The organism is Enterococcus sp. M190262 (genome assembly GCF_005843965.1).
GTDB classification, from domain to species: Bacteria; Bacillota; Bacilli; order Lactobacillales; family Enterococcaceae; genus Enterococcus_D; species Enterococcus_D gallinarum.
This window is the reverse complement of record NZ_CP040461.1, coordinates 2,805,030-2,825,344: the sequence shown is the minus strand read 5'-3', so window position 1 is coordinate 2,825,344 and position 20,315 is coordinate 2,805,030. Positions and strand designations below refer to the sequence as shown.

The window sequence follows — 20,315 nt, the reverse complement described above, 5'->3', positions numbered from 1 at the left end:
GCACCTCATGTTCTGTATGTTCTGTTTTTAGCCTGTTACTTACGTCTCTTTTCTGAGGTGTCTTTTTTATGTTAAACTTAGAGCAGTTAAATTGAAAGGTGAACGAATATGGCAGAATTAAATCATGATGTGTTGCACTTACTAATGCAGGAAACCACATCTTACAATCAACGACAAATCACGAAAGTACTGGAACTGCTCCATGAAGGAAACACCGTTCCGTTTATCGCTCGCTACCGCAAAGAAATGACTAGCGGTTTAGATGAGGTACAAATTCGTGAAATTGAAGAGCGCTATCAATATCTGGAGAATTTGGAAAAACGCAAGCAAGAAGTTGCTCGGTTGATCGACGAACAAGGAAAATTGACTAGTGAATTGGCGCAATCGATTCAGCAAGCAACAAAAATGCAGCAGGTCGAAGATCTTTATCGTCCTTACAAACAAAAACGGCGTACGAAAGCAACTATTGCAAAAGAAAATGGCTTGCAGCCGTTAGCTGACTGGATAGCGGCATTTCCAACAACAGGAGATGTCTATGCAAAAGCGGCAGAATTTACCAATGAAGCCATCCCTGACCCTGAATCTGCGTTACAAGGTGCCCACGAGATCATTGCTGAAACCATTGGTGATGAGCCGATCTATCGTTCTTGGATCAGAAGTTATTTTGCAAATAAGGGAAGTTACACGAGTACACTTCGCGATGCTGAAAAGGATGAGAAAGGTGTTTATGAAATGTATTACGATTTTCAGCACCCCATCAATAAAATGGTTTCTCATCGTATTTTGGCAACGAATCGCGGTGAAAAAGAAGATGTTTTAAAGGTTGCCTTAGTTGTCGATGAGTCAAAAATCACTGATTATTTTGAACGGCAACTCATTAAGCTCGCCAATTCACCAGCAACTCCATTTGTTCGTGAGGCTTATCTTGATGCTTATAAACGATTCATTGCACCATCGATTGAGCGGGAAATCCGCAATGAATTAACAGAGAAAGCAGATGAACAAGCAATTGCCATCTTCGGTGAAAACTTGCGAAATCTTTTGCTGCAGCCACCTTTAAAAGGAAAAATCGTCTTAGGGTTTGACCCGGCTTACCGAACAGGTTGTAAATTAGCTGTGATTGATGAAACTGGGAAAGTATTAGCCATCGAAGTTATTTACCCTCATAAACCGGCACCGATGAATAAACGCCAAGCAGCTGGTCCAGCACTGCAACGTTTGATCAATCGATACGGTGTCCAAATGATCGCTATTGGGAATGGGACGGCAAGTCGTGAATCAGAACAATTCGTTGCCGAACAATTGAAACAAATCGATCATGAAGCATTTTATGTGATTGTGAATGAAGCGGGTGCATCCGTGTATTCCGCCAGCCCAATCGCCCGTCAAGAATTTCCGGATCTACAAGTGGAAGAACGCAGCGCCATTAGTATCGGGCGTCGACTCCAAGATCCTTTAGCTGAACTGGTCAAAATCGATCCTCAATCTGTAGGGGTTGGTCAATACCAGCACGATGTTTCACAAAAACGATTGAGTGACCAACTTGATTTTGTGGTCGAAACTGCCGTCAACCAAGTAGGGGTCGATGTCAATACTGCTAGTCCTCAACTGCTGCAGCATGTCTCAGGATTGAATAAAACGACTGCACAAAATATTGTTGCTTACAGAGAAGAAAACGGTAGCTTCACGCAAAGAAGCCAATTAAAAAAGGTGCCTCGTTTAGGACCTAAAGCTTATGAACAAGCGATTGGATTTTTGCGGATCCCTGGTGGGAAGAATATTTTAGACAACACTGGAATCCATCCGGAAAGTTATACTGCAGCCAAAGAAATTTTAGAAGTTGCTGGAGTTAAACTAACTCAACTAGGAGCCCAATCAGCAGAAGCCAAAGAACGACTTGCACAGTTAAATGTTGCTGATCTTTCTAAACAACTAGCGATCGGAAAAGAAACGATCACAGATATCTTGAAATCACTGATGCAACCTGGAAGAGATATGCGAGATGAGATGCCGGCACCATTATTGCGTAAAGATGTCCTGAGCATGGAAGACCTTAAACCAGGAATGGAATTGATGGGAACTGTCCGGAATGTGATTGACTTTGGTGCGTTTGTTGATATTGGTGTCAAACAAGATGGTTTGGTTCATTTATCAAAATTAAGCCGAAATTTTGTCAAGCATCCGAAAGACGTTGTCGCTGTCGGAGATATCGTTACTGTCTGGATTGAACAAGTCGATACCACGAAAGGCCGAATCAGCCTGACAATGGTTGATCCAACACACGGAAAATGACCACCAAAGAATTGCAGCAGCTCGTTGAAAAAGTTTCTCTAGAATCGTTTGGCAAACCATTTCAACATGAGGCGTATTTCAATGGGCGGCTAAAGACCACCGGTGGACGTTATCACTTAAGCGATCATCATTTAGATTTCAATCCGCATTTATTAGCTGAATTTGGTGTAGATACATTCATTCAAATCATCAAGCATGAGTTGTGTCACTATCATCTGCATTTAGCTGGCAAAGGCTACCGACACCGAGATCCAGAATTCAAAGCTCTTTTGGCAGCTACTGGTGGACTTCGTTATGCCCCAAGCATGATGAAAAATGCGAAGCATCAGTACCAGTGTCAACAATGTGGAGCTGTGATCAATCGAACGAGAAGGCTGAACACTAAACGTTTTGGCTGTGGAAAGTGTCGCGGACGCTTGAAAGAAATAGCGATTTGAGCAAAAAGTCAAGCCCAAAAACAAAACTCGTTGCTATTTTTTTCATTTTGTATGATAATGTAGGACGTGCAACAAATCTAAATGTTAATAAACATGCGTTTATTGTAATGTGAACTTGAGAAAAGAGGATTTTAAAAAATGGAAAATCAAGACAAAGTATATCATTTTGTTGGAATCAAAGGTTCCGGCATGAGTTCATTGGCTTTGGTTCTGCATGAAAAGGGCTATCATGTACAAGGTTCAGATGTGGAAGAGTACTTCTTTACACAGCGTGATCTGGAAAAAGCCGGAATCACATTACTGCCTTTCGATAAAGAGAATATTCAGCCAGAAATGGTGATTATCCAAGGAAATGCCTTTCCGGATACCCACGAAGAAATCCTTCGTGCGAAGGAATTAGGGTTAGAAATTACGCGTTACCATGATTTTATTGGTAAATTCATTCAACCTTACACAAGTATTGCAGTCACTGGTTCTCATGGTAAAACCAGTACGACAGGTCTATTGTCCCATGTGTTGAGCGGTGTTCGTCCAACTAGTTTTCTGATTGGCGATGGAACAGGTCATGGAGACCCTAACGCAGAGTTCTTCTCATTTGAAGCCTGTGAATATCGTCGTCACTTTTTAGCGTATTCTCCAGATTATGCGATCATGACGAATATCGATTTTGATCACCCTGATTATTATCAATCGATCGACGATGTTTTCTCAGCTTTTCAATCGATGGCCAAGCAAGTCAAAAAAGGAATCTTTGCGTTTGGTGATGATGCCTATTTAAGAAAATTAGAAGCAGATGTACCGATCTATTATTATGGTGTGAATGATGATGATGATGTACAAGCAAAAAACATTCAGCGTACAACGACAGGTTCTGAGTTCGATGTCTATATCCATAACGAAAACATCGGTCATTTCGTGTTACCGGCATTTGGCCAACATAATATCAACAACGCTTTAGGGGTCATTGCAGTAGCCTATAAAGAAGGGCTGGATATGACAGAAGTTGCGGAAGAAATGTTGTCATTTCCTGGTGTTAAACGTCGTTTCAGTGAGAAGAAAGTCGCTGATATGACAATCGTTGATGATTATGCTCATCATCCGGCAGAAATCAGAGCAACAATTGACGGCGCACGCCAAAAATACCCTGAAAAAGAAATTATCGCTGTTTTCCAACCCCATACCTTTACCCGAACGATTGCATTGATGGACGAATTCGCAGAGGCATTGGATCTAGCCGATAGCGTTTATCTATGCGATATCTTTGGCTCGGCTCGGGAATCTCGCGGCGATGTGAAAATTGAAGATCTTGGGAACAAGATTCAAAAAGGTGGACAAGTGATCAAAGAAGAGAATGTGTCACCATTATTGGATCATCAAGATGCTGTGATCATTTTCATGGGTGCCGGGGACGTACAAAAGTTTGAATCAGCCTATGAAAAGTTGTTGAGTAATACGACTCGAAACGTGTTATAAAAAATACGGAGCGATGACCAAATCAAATCACCCGAGCAGATCAACGAAACAAATGATATCTCATTTGCACTGGCTGTCAACAGAACTATGATACAAAATCAACCAGTGAGACCTACTATTTAGCCTTCGTTGCTATTGCTCGCATCGATTTGACAAAAGTCAGCGCCCCGTTTTTGCTTTTTTGGGACATCGCACCACGAACTTGCACTTTTATCTGCATCTGATAAAATGAAATCAGAGTAAAATTATTTATTTTGGAGGAAATAAATTTGAACATTGGTAAACCGCGAAAATTAGGTAAGAAAATTGATGAAATCGAGGAAGGCGATTCGTTATCTTTAACAGAATCGATCGAAGACAGTCAGCTTTTGTTGTATCTCGGTTTGACAAATGATGCCAATCCGCTTTATATTCAGCATGACTATACCCAAAAAACAGAATACCAACGGCCAATCGTGCCTTCGGTAATGTTGATGGGGATTATTACAAGTGCGATTTCTAAACATTTGCCAGGACCAGGTTCTCATGTGGTGAATTTTTCGGTGAACTTTATTGAACCTGTTTTTCATTATGAGACGTTGACCTTCGATTTCGAAGTGATTAAAGTCGATAAGATGAAAGACGTAGTGACGATCTCTGTTGAAGCTGTCAATACGCAAGAAAATCGTGTGTTGGATGCAGTAGTGATGGTCCAACCTCCAAAAATCGTAGAGGAAGGTGAAGAAAATGAACAATGAAGTAGTTAATGCCCAAGGGCTCAATCGTTTTTATTCCAAAGTCTATCTATTTTTTGCTGTAGGACTAGGAATCAGCGCAGTGTCTGCCTACTTTTTCGGACAAGTATTTGCAGAACAAACAATGAATTTTATCCGTAATTTTCCACTAGGCTTTACAGGGTTATGGATCCTTCAAATTATTTTGGTCTTGGTATTAGGCGCAAAAGCGCAAAAGAATCCTTCGCTGACCATAGCAGGATATCTGGTTTACTCCCTTTTAAATGGGGTGACGCTGTCAGTTACACTAATGTATTATGACTTCGGATCGATCGCAGGTGCATTTGTTTCGGCAGCGATCACTTTCGGTGTAATGTCAGCATTTGGTATCATGACAAAACGTGATTTAAGTGTTGTGGGACGAATCGGCTACGGCATATTGATCGGGATCATCATTTCGACATTGCTGAATGTGTTTATTTTGCATAGTGGTCCAGTTGACTTTTTCTTGTCGATCGTGACAGTATTTGTCTTTATGGGAATCACTGCCTATGACAACCAACAGATCCGTAATCTATACCAAGCAACGAATGGCCAAGCAAATACTGGAATGGCTGTCTTCATGGCATTACAGTTGTATCTTGACTTTATCAACTTGTTCTTAGCGATTTTGCGAATCTTTGGTAAAAACAACTAATGAGGAAATGCGAGGAAACTCGCATTTTTTTTTGCAATTGGCTTAATCGAACAAAGGCAATCCATCGCTTTTCATGGATTTCTTTGATAGAATAAGAGAGAACTTTTGAGGTGAGGAGTTATTCAAATGACAAAAAATAAATTATTGCTAGTTGACGGAAATAGTGTCGCATTTCGGGCTTTTTTTGCACTGCACAATTCATTGGAACGTTTTAAAAACAACAATGGTTTGCATACCAATGCGATTTACGCTTTTCACACCATGTTTGAAAATGTAATGGCAAAAGAACAGCCAACTCATGTCCTGGTGGCTTTCGACGCGGGCAAAACAACTTTTCGGACTGCGTTGTATGAGGAATATAAAGGCGGCCGTTCAAAAACGCCTGGAGAATTCAAGGAACAAATGCCCTATATTCGCGAATTGATCACCGCTTTAGGTGTTCAGTATTATGAACTGGACAATTATGAAGCGGATGATATTATCGGCACATTGGCACAAAAAGTTGACAAAGAGCAATTTGATGTTGTGGTATTATCTGGAGATCGCGATTTGACCCAATTGGCTACCGACCATGTGAAGGTTGATATCACAGTAAAGGGTGTCAGCGAGATCGAAAGTTATACGCCAGAACACGTTGCAGAAAAATATGATGGTTTAGCGCCATTACAGATCATTGATATGAAAGGATTAGCTGGAGATGCCTCTGACAACATTCCCGGTGTCACAAAAATCGGTGAAAAGACGGCCATCAAACTTTTGAAAGAATATGGTTCAGTTGAAGGAATCTACGAGCATATCGATGAGATGAAACCAAGCAAGATGAAAGAAAACTTGCTCAATGATAAAGAGACAGCCTTTTTGTCAAAAAAATTGGCAACGATCGATGTGGATGCGCCAGTGGATGTGGCCATTGATTCATTGAAGTACGAAGGAAAAGATCTGGATAAATTGATTCCATTCTATCAAGAAATGAACTTCAATTCTTTCTTGGAAAAATTAAATGTGGTGACTGAACCGGAAGAAATGGAAGATATTCTTTTTGACGTTGTAACAGAGGTCACTCCGGAAATGTTTACTGAGGATATGGCTCTTTATATCGAGATGCTGGGCGATAACTATCATTTAGAAGATATCGTTGGTGTCGCTTGGGGGAATCAGCAAAAAATTTATGTGACCAATCAAGATGATCTCTTTGAAAATGAGTATTTTATTGCTTGGCTAAAAAATGCCTCTTCACAGAAGAAAGTCTATGATGCAAAACGAACGTATGTGGCGCTGAATCGTTATGCGGCTGCACCACAAGGGATTGTCTTTGATACATTATTAGCTGCTTACTTGCTAGATACCAATGATTCAAATAATGATATTGCTGGTGTTGCTAAGCATTATGGATTTGATGCGATTCAATCGGACGAAGCTATCTATGGCAAAGGTGCGAAACGAGGACTACCGGCAGATGAAGAAGTCTTTTTCGCTCATTTAGCTCGAAAAGTTGCGGCGATCAACTACCTTTCTGTCCGTTTGGCGAAAGAGCTAGCAGAGAAAAATCAGACTGCACTCTTTACTGATATGGAATTGCCATTATCAAAAATTTTAGCAGAGATGGAAATCACTGGGATTCGCGTGGACGCTTCTCGTTTGCATCAGATGAAGGGCGAATTTGCAGAACGTTTGCATGAAATCGAACAAAAGATTTATCAAGAAGCTGGCGAAGAGTTCAATTTAAATTCGCCAAAACAATTAGGTGTGATTTTATTTGAAAAGATGGGGCTTCCAGTCATTAAAAAAACCAAGACTGGCTATTCGACAGCAGTGGATGTTTTGGAACAGTTGAAGGAACAGGCACCGATCGTCGAAGACATTTTGATCTATCGTCAAATTGCCAAAATCCAATCCACCTATGTGGAAGGACTGCTTAAAGTGATTCAAGGAGATGGCAAAGTCCATACCCGTTACGTACAGACTTTAACACAAACTGGACGTTTGAGTTCCGTTGATCCAAATCTGCAGAATATCCCAATCCGATTAGAAGAAGGGCGGAAAATTCGAGAAGCCTTTGTTCCAAGAGCCAAAGATTGGGTCATTTATTCTTCGGATTATTCTCAGATCGAGCTGCGGGTTTTAGCCCATATCTCGAATGATGAGCATTTAAAAGCGGCCTTTGTAGAAGGACAAGATATTCATTCAAGTACCGCTATGCGAGTCTTTGGGATCTCCACTCCAGAAGAAGTTACACCAAACATGCGACGTCAAGCAAAAGCGGTCAACTTTGGGATCGTTTATGGTATCTCTGATTATGGACTCTCCCAAAATCTTGGGATCACTCGCAAAGCGGCGCAGCAATATATTGATACCTACTTTGAAAAATATCCAGGGGTCAAAACTTATATGGAAGAAGTTGTCCGTGAAGCGAAAGACAAAGGCTATGTGGAAACATTGTATCATCGTCGCCGCTATTTACCAGATATCAATTCCCGCAATTTTAATTTGCGGACATTCGCGGAACGTACAGCAATCAATACACCGATCCAAGGCAGTGCCGCAGATATTTTGAAAATTGCCATGATCGATTTGGATCGTCGTCTAAAGGAAGAAAAATTACAAGCAACGATGCTTTTACAAGTCCACGATGAACTTGTCTTCGAAGTACCAGAAGATGAATTAGAACGCTTAGATGCTCTTGTCAAAGAAGTCATGGAAAATGCTGTCTCACTGCATGTGCCATTGTTGACAGATAGTAACTGGGGCAAAACGTGGTATGAAGCAAAATAAATGAGGTGAAATGTTGTGCCGGAATTACCAGAAGTGGAAACAGTTCGCAGAGGACTAGAGAAACTGATTTTAAATAAAACGATCAAAGAAATGGAGATTCGTTGGCCCCGGATCATTGAATCTCCAGAAGTACCGATTTTTGCAGCGATGCTAAAAGGACAACAATTTCACGCTTTTGATCGTCGAGGCAAATTCTTGATTTTCAAATTGACCGATTATGATCTGATTTCCCATTTACGCATGGAAGGCAAGTATGAATTTTTTGAAAAAGAAGGGGTGCCGGACAAACACACGCATGTGATTTTTCATTTCACTGATGGCAGTGAATTGCATTATCGGGACGTGCGAAAATTTGGACGTATGACTTTAGTTGAAAAAGACCAGAGCAGTACGTATAAAGGAATCATGCAGTTGGGGCCGGAACCATTGCCGGAACTGTTTCTGTTGACAGACTTTACTCGTGACCTAAAGAAATCAAAAAAAGCCATCAAGCCGCTGCTTTTAGATCAAAAGCTTGTGACAGGTTTAGGCAATATCTATGTGGATGAGGCTTTATGGGAAGCAAAGATTCATCCTGAGCAATCGGCAGCGACACTGAATGAAGCCGAAATTAACTTGTTGCATCGGGCGATCATTGATGTCTTAGCCCGAGCAGTGGAGGCAGGAGGCACAACGATTCGGACCTATTTGAATGCGTTAGGCGAAGCGGGGCATTTCCAAGTCTCTCTACACGTTTATGGTCAAACCGGCAATCCTTGTGTCCGCTGTGGTACCCCGATCGTAAAAACAAAAGTTGCACAACGAGGGACCCACTATTGTCCATTCTGCCAGCAATTACACGCGGGGACAGAAAGATGAGCTTGGTTGTAGGTGTAACGGGCGGGATTGCTACTGGCAAGAGTACCGTTGTCAAGTGCTTTGAAGAAGCTGGTATCCCAATCATCGATGCTGATATCATTGCTCGTGAAGTGGTGGAGCCAGGGATGCCAGGGCTTGAAAAAATCAAAACTGTTTTTGGGCCAGAGGTCATCAATCCCGATGGGACACTAGCTCGGAAAAAATTAGGAAAAATCATTTTTGCGGATGACAATAAACGGGAATTGCTGAACCGCACATTAGGGCCCTTTATCCGTAAAGAAATCCTACGACAGATTGAAGTCATGAAAGCAAAAGCTGATCTTGTGATCGTAGATATTCCTTTGTTATACGAAACTGGTTATGAATCCCTGCTAGATCAAGTAGCGGTCGTCTATCTTCCGGAATCGATCCAGTTGCAGCGACTGATGAAGCGAGACCATTTAACCAGCATCGAAGCCCAACAACGTATCAATAGTCAAATGCCAATAGAAGAGAAGCGCAAACGGGCAGATATCCTCTTTGACAATCAAGGAACCATTGAAGAAGTTAAGACGCAAGTTCAAGAATGGCTTGCTAAAAGAAAGAATTAAGACAGAGACACCGGCACAAAGGAGCCCCCTTTATTTCTGAAAAGCTAACAGTTGACGCATTATTTTGTCGTTTGCTGGAAACTGAAGTTAGAAAGGATATCTGGAAAGAGGCTTTGGTTGTCGCTGTCTCTTTTTTTGTTTCATTTTTTGTTTAGTGAGTTGCTTTTTGGTAAAACTGCCAGGCGATCGGAAGTGACTTCATGGAAAAAAACAGGTTTCCCATAAAAAGCAGATAACGTTTTTTCGTTAAAAATTTGCTGGCGCTTGCCAGAAGCGTGGATTTTACCATTTTTCAGCATCATGATATGGTCAAAAATCGGTAAAATCTCTTCTGTATGGTGGGTCACATAAATCAACGTAGGTGATTCCTTGTGCGCCATCTCGCCAATTCGACTTAGCAATTCTTCTCGAGCAAAAAGATCCAATCCATTACAAGGTTCATCTAAAATCAACAATTCGGGATTTGCCATCAAAGCGCGGCTGATTAAGACTAATTGACGTTCCCCTTGAGATAACTGATGAAATGGCTGGCCAATCAGTTGACTGCCGCCAGTTGAACAAAGAATGGCAATAGCTTGGTTCAAGTCTTTCATTTGGTAGTCTTCATAAATACCGATACTAGCATATTTTCCCGATAGAACGACCATTTCTGAGAGCTCCTGAGCAGGAATCTTCTCTTGCAAGGTCGCACTTATCCAACCAATTCTGCGTTGAAGGTCTGGCACAGATGTTTTTCCGTAGACTTGACCTAGGACTTGCCGTTTGCCAGAAGTCGGCCAGATCATCCCAATGATCAGTTGTAATAAAAGTGTTTTGCCAGCACCATTTAATCCTAAAAGTGCCCAATGCTGATTTTTAGCAATTTGCCAGTTGATGTCTTGCAACAAAACAGTTTGCTTGCGAACCAACTGGATGTCTTCAAAATTTAAGATGTCCATAAACTGCTCCTTGTCAAAGAATATTCTGAAAATTTGATTCAGTATACCATATCTTTAAATGAAGCGCATACGTATCTTTTGTCAATCGAAGAAATTCTTGCTATGCTAATAAAAAAGGAGGAATCATCATGGGATCATTGAAAGACGAAAAAGATGTAATTGTTGGTTCTGCAAAAGAAAAAATTGGTGAATGGATCAATAATGAAAAAATGGAACAAGAAGGAAAAGAACAGGCAAATGAAGCAAAAGCCAAAAAAGATCACCGTCAACAACAGGTAGACGAAATTGAGGATCGGCATGATGAATTAGATGCTCAACCAGGTGATAAAACATCAGAAACACTTGGTCGGGACCGATTGCTAAACGAAAATGAAGACACAGATGCTGCAAAGATCTCTTCAACCGAACGACGGGATGCTGATCATTTGAAACATTATACAGGAATCGAAGAAAAACTCTAGACAGGATCTGGAGTTTTTTTTATGATAAACCATATTCGTCAATCAATATAAATAGATAAAAAAGAAGGAAATCCTGTTTTAAAAGGTAACAATAATTCCACTTTGACAAGAAAAGAATGCTGTCTGCGGACAATGATTGACAACCCCTGAAGGAAAAACTATAATAGCCAATGACTTTCCACAAAAAAAGGGAAGTCCAGGAGGTGGTCAACAAATGCTGAATTCTGCATTGTCCTTGACTGTGGTCAGAGGAATTTATCAGTAATATCTTTTGTTTTTTCATTAAAGAGAGGATCGATATCTATTATGACCACCATTGAACCCTATCAATTTCATTTCATCAAACATCAAGTCCAACAATTAGTTCGGACTTATCAGTCTGTTAATGATCGCCATACGATTCGCACAGTTGAAATGTTAACTAAAGAAGCCATTCAACCATTTTTTTCTGAGGAGGACAAAGAAGCACAGTCTCTGATTCGTCAATTTTTTGATTCATCTTTGACGATGTCAAAGAGCTTGACCATTCTTGAAGCACTAAAAAAGAATGTCCGACCTTTTCAAGTGCCTTCAGTCAAACAAACAGAGAAACTGTTTCGTAAAGTAAAAAAATTAAAAGTACCTGATTTTTCCCAAACAGACCTTCGTGATTATACGTATTTGGCTTGGGATGACATCGGCAGTCAAAGTAAATTTATGATCGTAAATACTCAAAAAGGCTACCAAGGAATCTATGGTCATTTATCTACAGAAGTAAAAAAAGGAATCTGTCCTTTATGTCAGCATGAGTCTACTGTCTCCATGTTTTTATCGTTGACAAAAAGTGGTGGCGATGGAACATACACCAAACGAGGAAATTACATTTGTCGCGACAGTGAGCAATGCAACCAACAAATGGAACAACGGGAAACTCTGGATGAGTTTGTGTCACTGTTACAAATGAGATAAGGAGGAGAACGACAGAATTGATTCTGTCGTTTTTCTTTTGTGGCTAAAAAAACACCCGTCACATTATTTAAAATTTGTAATATTTCTTTCGCTTGAAAGACTTTACCTATTAGATAAAAGAATTTCATGTTATAATTAAGCATATAAATCATCGCTGTCTCGCCATCATTCGAGACACGGAAGAGAGAACGGGGTGGAACTATGCAATGTCCAAAATGTCATCATAACAATTCTCGAGTGATTGATAGCCGCCAAGCCGACGATGGTCGCGTGATTCGCCGCCGCCGCGAATGTGAAAACTGTGGTTATCGATTTACCACATTTGAACGAATTGAAGAAGCACCATTATTAGTTATTAAGAAAAATGGCGCTCGTGAAGAATTTAATCGTGAAAAGATATTAAGAGGGTTGATACGCTCTGCTGAAAAAAGACCCGTTACAATGGAACAAATGGAAAAAATTGTTGATCATGTGGAGAATCGTGTGCGAGCACTAGGTGAAAATGAAGTTTCGACAACGATGATTGGCGAATATGTCATGGAAGATCTAGTCGACTTAGATGAGATTGCTTACATTCGGTTTGCTAGTGTCTACCGCCAATTCAAAGATATGTCAGTCTTCTTAAAAGAATTGCAGGACATCGTTGAAAAGGCAAAAGAACCAAGTGATCCGCAAGAAACAGCAGAGAATCAAGAAGAATAGGAGGTCCCTGAATGGTGGGCAACATATTACCAAATCAATTGTATCGTGTCTTCAAAAGTCGTCCACTAACAACTGAAGGGAAGGATGCGCTGATTCATCTTTATCAGCCAATCATCGAAAGTGATGCCTTAGCACTCTATCTGACACTGACTGCGGATCAGCAGGATCCGCAAGAAAGTGAGTTTATTCATCTAGATATTTTGAATGCGATGAATGTAGGGTTACAGCGTTTTATTCAAGCACGAAATAAGTTAGAAGGAATCGGCTTACTCAAAACGTTTGAAAAAGAAGATGACGAGTTAGGAATCACATTTTTGTATCACCTGCAAGAGCCAGTTCATGCGAGCGATTTCTTTCAAGATGAACTCTATAGTTTCTTATTGCTTAACCATGTTGGCGAGCGAAAGTTTCGACAACTTGTTTCATTGTTCCAACCAGCAAAATGGCAAGCAGAAGGCTATCAAGAAGTTACGGCTTCTTTTATGGATGCTTATCGCTTGGATACACAACAATTTGCAGCCAATGAAGAGGAATTACAGGAAGTCAATGGCAAATTCCAAGACACTCAAAGCAGACTGGTGTTAGATGAACAACAACTAGATTGGGATTTTCTTCTTTATGAAGCACAACGCCGCTACATCCGTGCAGACAATTTCGATAAAGATTTTCGGCAAAAACTACTCCTATACCATTCATTATACGGCTATGATGTGATGGAGCTGTTGGATCTGATGACAGATTCGGTTTCTTTAACTACTGGAAAAATCGATCAGAAGGCATTAGAACAATTGATTTTACAAAAAGCACGGACGCGTTTTACCAAAACTGTAAATAAAGTGGATCCCACTTCAGATGAAGAGATCCGACGATTTAATACATTAAAACAAAATGGGTATAGTGATAACGATCTAGCATTGATCCGCGAAAGTGAGAATAATGCGCCGATGGCATTCTTGAAAGCAATCAAAGCTGAAAAAAAGAGCTTTGTCACAGACTCGGAACAATGGCTGCTAAAAAGCTTAGTGGAACGCTCGCCATTATCCAATAGTGTGATCAATGTTCTTATTCATTATGTGTTAGTGGTACAGAACAATGCGGCTTTGCCAGCAAGTTATGTCAATAACATTGCGGCACAATGGTCTGAATTGCAAGTAAAAACCGCGGAAGAAGCGATCAAGCATGTACGGGACTTAGTTAAAGAAGCAAAAGAAAAACGCACACGGCCGCAAAGCCCGTCTAAAAAGATCATTCGTGAAGAAAAACTGCCAAGCTGGGCCGAAAAACCAGTTGAAGAAACGACATTATCCCCAGAACGTCAGGCAGAGATCGACAAAAAACTGCAAGCCTACTTGCAAAAGAAAGCAGGTGACAATTAATGGAAGATGTTGGGAAGAATCTATCAAAAATTTTAGACAAACGAAACTATCGCGATCGTTTCTCAGAAATGATGGGGGACGTATTGAAAGATCCGGATGTCAAAGAATTCATTGCAGAACATCGGGAGGAACTGACAGATGCAGATATCCAAAAAAGTTATGCGAAACTCTATGAATTTGTTCAAGAAAAACGAAAGTTTCGTTTGAATGACCCTACGATGATCGCACCTGGATATGAGCCACGACTAGCGTTGAACTTTCATTTTATCGATGTCACTTATGTGCCCACGCAAGAGCTTTTAGCGCATCAACGACAAGAAGAGATCCGTAGTCGCATCAAAGCAATGGATATGCCGAAAGATATTCAAGAGGCCAATTTTGCTCAGTATGAAAGTACTCCCGGCCGGGGCGAAGCTTTGATGGCTGCAGTCGAGTTTATTGAAAACCTAAAAAACGATCCAAGGGCTTTTCACAAAGGATTATATCTGGTGGGAAGTTTTGGGATCGGCAAAACTTATTTACTAGGGGCAATTGCCCGGGACCTTGCGGAAGCAGGTTATACGACGACCCTTGTTCACTTCCCGACATTTGCTGTCGAAATGAAACAAGCAATCGGCAAAGACTTGGTTGGCGACAAACTCAATGCAGTTAAAAAAGCCCCCATCCTAATGATGGATGATATTGGTGCAGATGCCATGAGCAGCTGGATCCGTGATGAAGTCTTTGGTGTCATTCTGCAATATCGGATGCAAGAACAACTGCCAACGTTCTTTTCCTCTAACTTTTCCATGCAAGAGTTAGAGAAGCATCTATCCGTTACTCAACGTGGAGAATCAGAGCCATTGAAAGCCAAGCGGATCATGGAACGAATTCGTTACTTGACAAAAGAGATCCAAATGACTGGCAAAAATCGCCGGAATTCGGAAATATAGAAGAGAGGAGAACTTCTTATGAAGAAATTGACGATTTTAGGTTTGGCTTTGACAACCTTATTATTAGCTTCCTGCGGTTCGCCGTCAGATAATGATTCGATGAGTGAAACAACTAAAAACGATGAAAGCACGACAAATAGCACTGTCGAAAGCGAGGCAACGACTATTTTTACAGGAGTTCTTCAAGAAAATGCAACAGCTGGCGACAACGAAACGATACAGATTTTTCTAAATGATATCGAAGCAGTCGACGATCAAGAAACGATTGTTCCTAACTTTCAAACAGACGGCGTGATCCTACACGCACCGCAAGAATCATTTGAAGGTCAAGTTTCTGAGTTGACCAAAGGAACAACGGTCCAAGTCACATTGTCAGGCTTGCCAGTAATGACTATGTCAATCCCACCTCAAGTTCCAGGAAATTCAATCAAAACAGTTGAAATCGTGCAATAACCCCACGCGTTGTCCCAACGGACAACGCGTTTTGCTGCGAATCACTGCGATTGGCTTGCGAAGCAAGACAGAGCAGATGATGAGCAGTACTAGGCGGCCGAAGGGAGCGCAGTAACCTTCATATGGATCACAACGATTGGTTTGAAAAGCAAGATATGCAAGTTTTCTTTACGAAAAGTGCAAAAGTAACTCTAGGCGAAGTAAAGCCGTAAATAAAAGGAGTAAAAACTCTCCCTTTAAAATGCAATAAAGAATGATATACTATTTCTGAAGGAGTGACGTTATGAACGAACAATCATTATCCCTGCGATTGACTCGTGTTGGCGAACAGATTCCGGATCAAGCCCGCTTGGCAGATATTGGATCAGATCATGCCTATTTACCCGTGGCATTGATGCTACAAAATAAAATTCAGTATGCAGTAGCAGGTGAAGTTGTAAAAGGACCATTCGAATCTGCTTCACGGCAAGTCGAAAAAAATGGCTTGAGCGACAAAATCACTGTTCGCTTAGCAGATGGGTTAGCTGCAATCCAACCTGATGATCAGATTGATACGGTGGTTATTGCTGGTATGGGTGGCACTTTGATTCGAACAATTTTAGAAAATGGAAAATCTCAGCAGAAAATTACTGGGAAGGAGCGCCTTGTCTTGCAACCCAATGTGGGGGAGCGGACTTTGCGAGAATGGCTTCAGGAGAATAATTACATGATTTTACACGAAGAACTGATTGAAGAAAACCATAAAAACTACGAAATCATCGTAGCTGAAGAAGGCAGTAAAATCTATACACCACAAGAATTATTTTTTGGCCCGTGTTTATTGAAAGAAAAAAATCTCGTTTTTTATAAAAAATGGGCCCATGAATTGCAGCAGCGAGAAATCGTTTTGCAAGAACTAGAGAAAGCGGTAATTCCTCCTCAAGATAAAATAAGTGAGTTAAACGAACAGATTGATTGGATCAAGGAGGTGCTGGAATAATGTTAGCTAGAACGTTTATTGAACGTTTCGAAAGATATTGTCCGCAATGGTTAGCAGAAGATGGTGATCCAGTGGGATTGCATATCGGAACGTTGGACAATGAGATCCAACGGGTAATGATGACACTAGATGTTCGTCCAGAAGTCGTTGCAGAAGCAATTGAAAAACAAGTAGACTTCATTGTTGCCAAACATCCACCGATTTTTCGTTCCATACGTCGTTTGAGAGCCGATGATCCGCAACAAAAAATGTATATGGATTTGATCAAACATAATATTTCAGTCTATGCTGCGCATACGAATATGGATATTATTCATGATGGGCTGAATGACTGGTTTTGTGAAATGCTTGGAATAGAAGAAACCACGTATCTCGTTCCCACCCATACAATCAAAATGAAAAAATTGGCTGTTTTTGTTCCAATTGAGCAAGGCGCATCAATGAGGAAAGCTTTAGGAAAAGCTGGAGCTGGACAGCAAGGAAATTATCAAAACACCAGCTATTCTCTGATTGGTACCGGCCGTTTTACTCCTCAAGAGGATGCGCATCCTGCGATTGGTGAAATTGGGGAAGAAGAGTCGGTACAAGAAGCAAAAATCGAAGTGATTTTCCCAGAGACCATCACCGAAAAGGTGTTGCAAGCGATGGTTGAGGCGCATCCCTATGAAGAACCCGCCTATGACCTTTATTCCTTGGATAACTTGTCTCAGCATTATGGGATCGGGCGAGTAGGTCAATTAAAAGCACCTGTTTTGTTGGAAGATTTCATCGATGAAATCAAAAGTGTTTTTCAGTTAGAGGGGTTGCGTTTGATCGAACCAAAAGCAAAGCGGCAAAACGTTCAACGGATTGCTATATGCGGCGGCAGTGGCGAACAGTTTTATCAAGAAGCCGTGAAGGCCAAAGCAGATGTGTATATTACTGGAGACATCAGTTATCACACCGCTCATGATATACAAGCAAACAGCTTGACGGCAATCGATCCAGGTCATAACATTGAACGGGAATGTATCCCTCGTTTTATCAAAAAATTCAATGAATGGAAAGCGGAAGAAGGTTGGCAGGTAGACTTTATTCCTTCAGAGACTTCCACAAATCCATTCCAATATAAATAGGAGTGATCAATTATGTACGAAAATTTATTACCGCGTTTTTTAAGATATGTAAAGACGGAAACTCGTTCTGATGCGACAAGCCAAACAACACCCTCCACACAAACGCAAGTGGCGTTTGCCAAGACATTGCAAAAAGAAATGGAAGAATTAGGACTTCATGATGTCCATTATAATGAGGAAAATGGTTTTGTGATTGGTACGTTACCAAGTAATGTTTCCGAACCAGTTCGTTCCATTGGATTTATCGCACATATGGATACGGCGGATTTTAACGCGGTGAATGTGGATCCCCAAATTATTGAAAACTATGACGGTGAGTCAACGATCAAATTGGATAAAGAGGGCAAATTTACACTGAATATCAAAGACTTTCCTAATTTGAAAAATTATCGTGGAGAAACATTGATTACGACAGATGGCAGCACGCTTTTAGGAGCCGATGACAAAGCAGGTATCGCAGAGATTTTGACGGCGATGGAAATTTTGCTTAACCATCCTGAAATCAAACACGGAGAAATCAAAATCGCCTTTGGACCAGATGAAGAAATTGGGGTGGGGGCTGATAAATTTGATGTGGCTGATTTCAATGTTGATTTTGCTTATACCATGGATGGCGGTCCAGTGGGTGAGTTACAATATGAAACTTTCAATGCTGCACAAGCTGAACTAACGATCCAAGGGAAAAATGTACACCCAGGAACCGCAAAAGATACGATGATCAATGCTTTGCAATTGGCGATTGATTTTCATAATCAATTGCCAACAGATCAAGTGCCAGAAAAAACCGATGGTGCGGAAGGCTTTTTCCATTTGATGGCGTTGAACGGAACCGTCGAAGAAGCAAAAATGGCGTATATCATTCGTGATCATGATCGTGAAACGTTTGAAAATCGTAAAAAACAATTGCTTACAATCCAAGAAAAAATGAATGCCCAATTTGACGAAGCAAGAATCCAAATGGATTTATATGATCAATACTACAACATGAAAGAAATCATTGAAAAAGACATGAGTATTATTGAGTTAGCTAAGTCTGCAATGGAAGATCTGGGTATCGAGCCAGTGATCGAACCAGTTCGAGGCGGAACAGATGGATCGAAGATCTCTTATTTAGGGATTCCGACACCAAATATTTTTGCCGGTGGTGAAAATATGCATGGACGCTATGAATTTGTTTCCTTGGAATCAATGAAAAAAGCAACTGATGTAATCGTGAAGATTGCCGAGAAAAACGCACAGTAGAACTTTATTTTGTTTCGTTTTCAAGTGGAAAAATGTCGCTTGATAATGAAAAATGAGTTGAATAATGGGCTGAGACTTGATGCAGAAGTCTGCACCATTCGCAGCCCTATTTTATTTAGGAAGTGAAAAATATGAAGATCATGGTTTTATATAATGATACGGCTGGTAAAAGCGATGCCAAGGATACTGCAGAGTCTTTTAAGAACTATCTAGAAGAACATGATCCTAAAAGTGAAGCAGTCTTGCAACCTTCCAATCCTGATATTGAGCCGGAAACAATCCAAAAAAATGCGAAAGAACATCAAATCGATACGATTGCAATCATTGGTGGAGACGGTACAATCCATCATGCGCTGCAAACATTTGTGGATCAGTTAGATAAGCTGACAGTGGCAATTATTCCAGGCGGAACGGTCAATAACTTTGCCCGTATGTTAGGGATTCCTCTCAAACCTGAAGAAGCATTTGAAACGATATTGAATGGGACTGATCGACAAATTGATTATGGAATGGTCAATGACTCCATGATGATCTCGACGATGACCATCGGATTGCTGGCCGATACGGCAGCGGCTACTTCGCAAGAAGAAAAACAACAGTTCGGACCACTCGCTTTTACCAAGCGGTTTTTCCATTATTTATTCAAAAAGAAACAATACAAATTAGAAATTATTGCAGACGGAAAACGCTGGCGTGGCAAGAGTCAATTGTTAACAGTAGTCATGTCCAATTCAGCTGGCGGATTTACCAATTTCGACGAGTTGGCACGACCAGATGACGGGCTGTTTCACATGATTTTATTGCCAAAACTCAATCTATTGGAATTCATTATTTATTTGCCCCGGATCATACGTGGTCGTATTGCGAAAGTGCCAGGTGTCGAGTACTTTACTGCAAATGAAATTGAGATTCGTGCTCAGGAAAAAACTGTTTATACACGAACTGATGGCGATCCGACAGATAATCTGCCTGTTAAAATGAAGGTGATGAAACAGGCCCTTCGTGTCCGTGTTCAAGAAGAAGACTTGGATGCTAAATAATATCAACCAGAGGAGAAATGATGACAGAATTTATACAAAATCCATTGTGGTTTTATTTACTTATAGCGAATCTTTATCTTTTTGGCTTGATGGGGTATGATAAATACCAAGCCGTAAGAAAAAAATGGCGTGTCCCTGAATGGAATCTGTTGTTTATGGGATTGATTGGCGGCGGAATCGGTGGATTGATCGCGCAACGCGTTTTTCACCATAAAACACGCAAACGTAAATTTTATATTTTTTTTGCTTTCGGTGTGATTGTAGATCTTCTATTGTTTATTAAGTTTGCCTAAGGAG

The 20,315-nt window shown here is 40.7% G+C and carries 20 protein-coding genes; 19 read left to right on the top strand and 1 reads right to left on the bottom strand.

Annotated features, from left to right (window positions below; all coding sequences use genetic code 11):
• Positions 1-108 precede the first annotated feature (108 nt).
• The 8 genes from FE005_RS13370 (at position 109) to coaE (ending at position 9,832) form a co-directional block, all read left to right on the top strand.
• Entirely contained in the window at positions 109-2,292 is a 2,184-nt protein-coding gene (locus tag FE005_RS13370; protein WP_138371995.1) for a Tex family protein, read from the top strand.
• Positions 2,289-2,729 carry a SprT family protein gene (locus FE005_RS13365; RefSeq protein ID WP_138371994.1) on the top strand — a complete coding sequence of 147 codons (441 nt, stop codon included), beginning with the start codon at positions 2,289-2,291 and terminating at the stop codon, positions 2,727-2,729. The genes FE005_RS13370 and FE005_RS13365 overlap by 4 nt, the downstream gene beginning before the upstream one ends.
• Before the next feature lie 138 nt (positions 2,730-2,867).
• Positions 2,868-4,202: a UDP-N-acetylmuramate--L-alanine ligase gene (gene murC / locus FE005_RS13360; RefSeq protein WP_003126484.1), complete on the top strand. Its 1,335-nt coding sequence runs from the start codon at positions 2,868-2,870 to the stop codon at positions 4,200-4,202.
• A 269-nt stretch (positions 4,203-4,471) separates the two neighbouring features.
• Entirely contained in the window at positions 4,472-4,939 is a 468-nt protein-coding gene (locus FE005_RS13355) for a MaoC/PaaZ C-terminal domain-containing protein (RefSeq protein WP_138371993.1), read from the top strand.
• Positions 4,920-5,612 carry a Bax inhibitor-1/YccA family protein gene (locus FE005_RS13350; RefSeq protein WP_003126488.1) on the top strand — a complete coding sequence of 231 codons (693 nt, stop codon included), beginning with the start codon at positions 4,920-4,922 and terminating at the stop codon, positions 5,610-5,612. Before FE005_RS13355 ends, FE005_RS13350 begins: the two co-directional genes overlap by 20 nt.
• Before the next feature lie 126 nt (positions 5,613-5,738).
• Complete coding sequence (gene polA / locus FE005_RS13345) at positions 5,739-8,384, top strand: DNA polymerase I (protein ID WP_138371992.1); 2,646 nt, start codon at positions 5,739-5,741, stop codon at positions 8,382-8,384.
• Positions 8,385-8,399: 15 nt separating this feature from the next.
• Positions 8,400-9,242, top strand: coding sequence for a DNA-formamidopyrimidine glycosylase (gene mutM / locus FE005_RS13340; protein ID WP_138371991.1), 843 nt, complete (start codon positions 8,400-8,402; stop codon positions 9,240-9,242).
• Positions 9,239-9,832 (top strand): dephospho-CoA kinase, encoded by a 594-nt coding sequence (gene coaE, locus FE005_RS13335; RefSeq protein WP_138371990.1) that lies wholly within the window; start codon positions 9,239-9,241, stop codon positions 9,830-9,832. Before mutM ends, coaE begins: the two co-directional genes overlap by 4 nt.
• A gap of 140 nt (positions 9,833-9,972) precedes the next feature.
• Here coaE and FE005_RS13330 read toward each other — a convergent pair whose 3' ends face one another.
• Positions 9,973-10,770 carry an ABC transporter ATP-binding protein gene (locus FE005_RS13330; RefSeq protein ID WP_003126492.1) on the bottom strand — a complete coding sequence of 266 codons (798 nt, stop codon included), beginning with the start codon at positions 10,768-10,770 and terminating at the stop codon, positions 9,973-9,975.
• A 128-nt stretch (positions 10,771-10,898) separates the two neighbouring features.
• Here FE005_RS13330 and FE005_RS13325 point away from each other — a divergent pair, with 128 nt between their 5' ends.
• From FE005_RS13325 to FE005_RS13275, 11 genes are all read left to right on the top strand, one after another.
• Positions 10,899-11,231, top strand: coding sequence for a CsbD family protein (locus FE005_RS13325; protein ID WP_135172123.1), 333 nt, complete (start codon positions 10,899-10,901; stop codon positions 11,229-11,231).
• Positions 11,232-11,537: 306 nt separating this feature from the next.
• Complete coding sequence (locus FE005_RS13320) at positions 11,538-12,179, top strand: FusB/FusC family EF-G-binding protein (protein ID WP_138371989.1); 642 nt, start codon at positions 11,538-11,540, stop codon at positions 12,177-12,179.
• Between the two features lie 201 nt (positions 12,180-12,380).
• Positions 12,381-12,881: a transcriptional regulator NrdR gene (gene nrdR, locus FE005_RS13315; protein ID WP_103299819.1), complete on the top strand. Its 501-nt coding sequence runs from the start codon at positions 12,381-12,383 to the stop codon at positions 12,879-12,881.
• Between the two features lie 14 nt (positions 12,882-12,895).
• Positions 12,896-14,257, top strand: coding sequence for a replication initiation and membrane attachment family protein (locus tag FE005_RS13310; protein ID WP_167757160.1), 1,362 nt, complete (start codon positions 12,896-12,898; stop codon positions 14,255-14,257).
• Positions 14,257-15,189 carry a primosomal protein DnaI gene (gene dnaI, locus FE005_RS13305; RefSeq protein WP_138371988.1) on the top strand — a complete coding sequence of 311 codons (933 nt, stop codon included), beginning with the start codon at positions 14,257-14,259 and terminating at the stop codon, positions 15,187-15,189. The genes FE005_RS13310 and dnaI overlap by 1 nt, the downstream gene beginning before the upstream one ends.
• 18 nt (positions 15,190-15,207) lie before the next feature.
• Positions 15,208-15,642 carry a hypothetical protein gene (locus tag FE005_RS13300; RefSeq protein WP_003126500.1) on the top strand — a complete coding sequence of 145 codons (435 nt, stop codon included), beginning with the start codon at positions 15,208-15,210 and terminating at the stop codon, positions 15,640-15,642.
• A 283-nt stretch (positions 15,643-15,925) separates the two neighbouring features.
• Positions 15,926-16,621, top strand: coding sequence for a tRNA (adenine(22)-N(1))-methyltransferase TrmK (locus FE005_RS13295; protein ID WP_138371987.1), 696 nt, complete (start codon positions 15,926-15,928; stop codon positions 16,619-16,621).
• The gene (locus tag FE005_RS13290) at positions 16,621-17,736 is read left to right on the top strand and encodes a Nif3-like dinuclear metal center hexameric protein (protein WP_103300799.1); all 1,116 of its coding nucleotides are present in this window, start codon (positions 16,621-16,623) and stop codon (positions 17,734-17,736) included. The genes FE005_RS13295 and FE005_RS13290 overlap by 1 nt, the downstream gene beginning before the upstream one ends.
• 12 nt (positions 17,737-17,748) lie before the next feature.
• A complete protein-coding gene (pepT, locus tag FE005_RS13285) occupies positions 17,749-18,978 on the top strand; it encodes a peptidase T (RefSeq protein WP_003126503.1) in 1,230 nt (409 codons plus the stop codon).
• Positions 18,979-19,109: 131 nt separating this feature from the next.
• A complete protein-coding gene (locus FE005_RS13280) occupies positions 19,110-20,018 on the top strand; it encodes a diacylglycerol kinase family protein (RefSeq protein ID WP_138371986.1) in 909 nt (302 codons plus the stop codon).
• Positions 20,019-20,038: 20 nt separating this feature from the next.
• Positions 20,039-20,311 carry a DUF1294 domain-containing protein gene (locus FE005_RS13275; RefSeq protein ID WP_005471409.1) on the top strand — a complete coding sequence of 91 codons (273 nt, stop codon included), beginning with the start codon at positions 20,039-20,041 and terminating at the stop codon, positions 20,309-20,311.
• The last annotated feature ends 4 nt before the right edge of the window (positions 20,312-20,315 follow it).

Coding starts and splice junctions, on each gene's coding strand:
- FE005_RS13295 (WP_138371987.1), top strand. CDS start 15,926: ATGAACGAACAATCATTATCCCTGCGATTGACTCGTGTTGGCGAACAG.
- FE005_RS13330 (WP_003126492.1), bottom strand. CDS start 10,770: ATGGACATCTTAAATTTTGAAGACATCCAGTTGGTTCGCAAGCAAACT.
- polA (WP_138371992.1), top strand. CDS start 5,739: ATGACAAAAAATAAATTATTGCTAGTTGACGGAAATAGTGTCGCATTT.
- FE005_RS13365 (WP_138371994.1), top strand. CDS start 2,289: ATGACCACCAAAGAATTGCAGCAGCTCGTTGAAAAAGTTTCTCTAGAA.
- FE005_RS13290 (WP_103300799.1), top strand. CDS start 16,621: ATGTTAGCTAGAACGTTTATTGAACGTTTCGAAAGATATTGTCCGCAA.
- FE005_RS13300 (WP_003126500.1), top strand. CDS start 15,208: ATGAAGAAATTGACGATTTTAGGTTTGGCTTTGACAACCTTATTATTA.
- dnaI (WP_138371988.1), top strand. CDS start 14,257: ATGGAAGATGTTGGGAAGAATCTATCAAAAATTTTAGACAAACGAAAC.
- FE005_RS13320 (WP_138371989.1), top strand. CDS start 11,538: ATGACCACCATTGAACCCTATCAATTTCATTTCATCAAACATCAAGTC.
- FE005_RS13370 (WP_138371995.1), top strand. CDS start 109: ATGGCAGAATTAAATCATGATGTGTTGCACTTACTAATGCAGGAAACC.
- nrdR (WP_103299819.1), top strand. CDS start 12,381: ATGCAATGTCCAAAATGTCATCATAACAATTCTCGAGTGATTGATAGC.
- FE005_RS13280 (WP_138371986.1), top strand. CDS start 19,110: ATGAAGATCATGGTTTTATATAATGATACGGCTGGTAAAAGCGATGCC.
- FE005_RS13325 (WP_135172123.1), top strand. CDS start 10,899: ATGGGATCATTGAAAGACGAAAAAGATGTAATTGTTGGTTCTGCAAAA.
- murC (WP_003126484.1), top strand. CDS start 2,868: ATGGAAAATCAAGACAAAGTATATCATTTTGTTGGAATCAAAGGTTCC.
- pepT (WP_003126503.1), top strand. CDS start 17,749: ATGTACGAAAATTTATTACCGCGTTTTTTAAGATATGTAAAGACGGAA.
- coaE (WP_138371990.1), top strand. CDS start 9,239: ATGAGCTTGGTTGTAGGTGTAACGGGCGGGATTGCTACTGGCAAGAGT.
- FE005_RS13275 (WP_005471409.1), top strand. CDS start 20,039: ATGACAGAATTTATACAAAATCCATTGTGGTTTTATTTACTTATAGCG.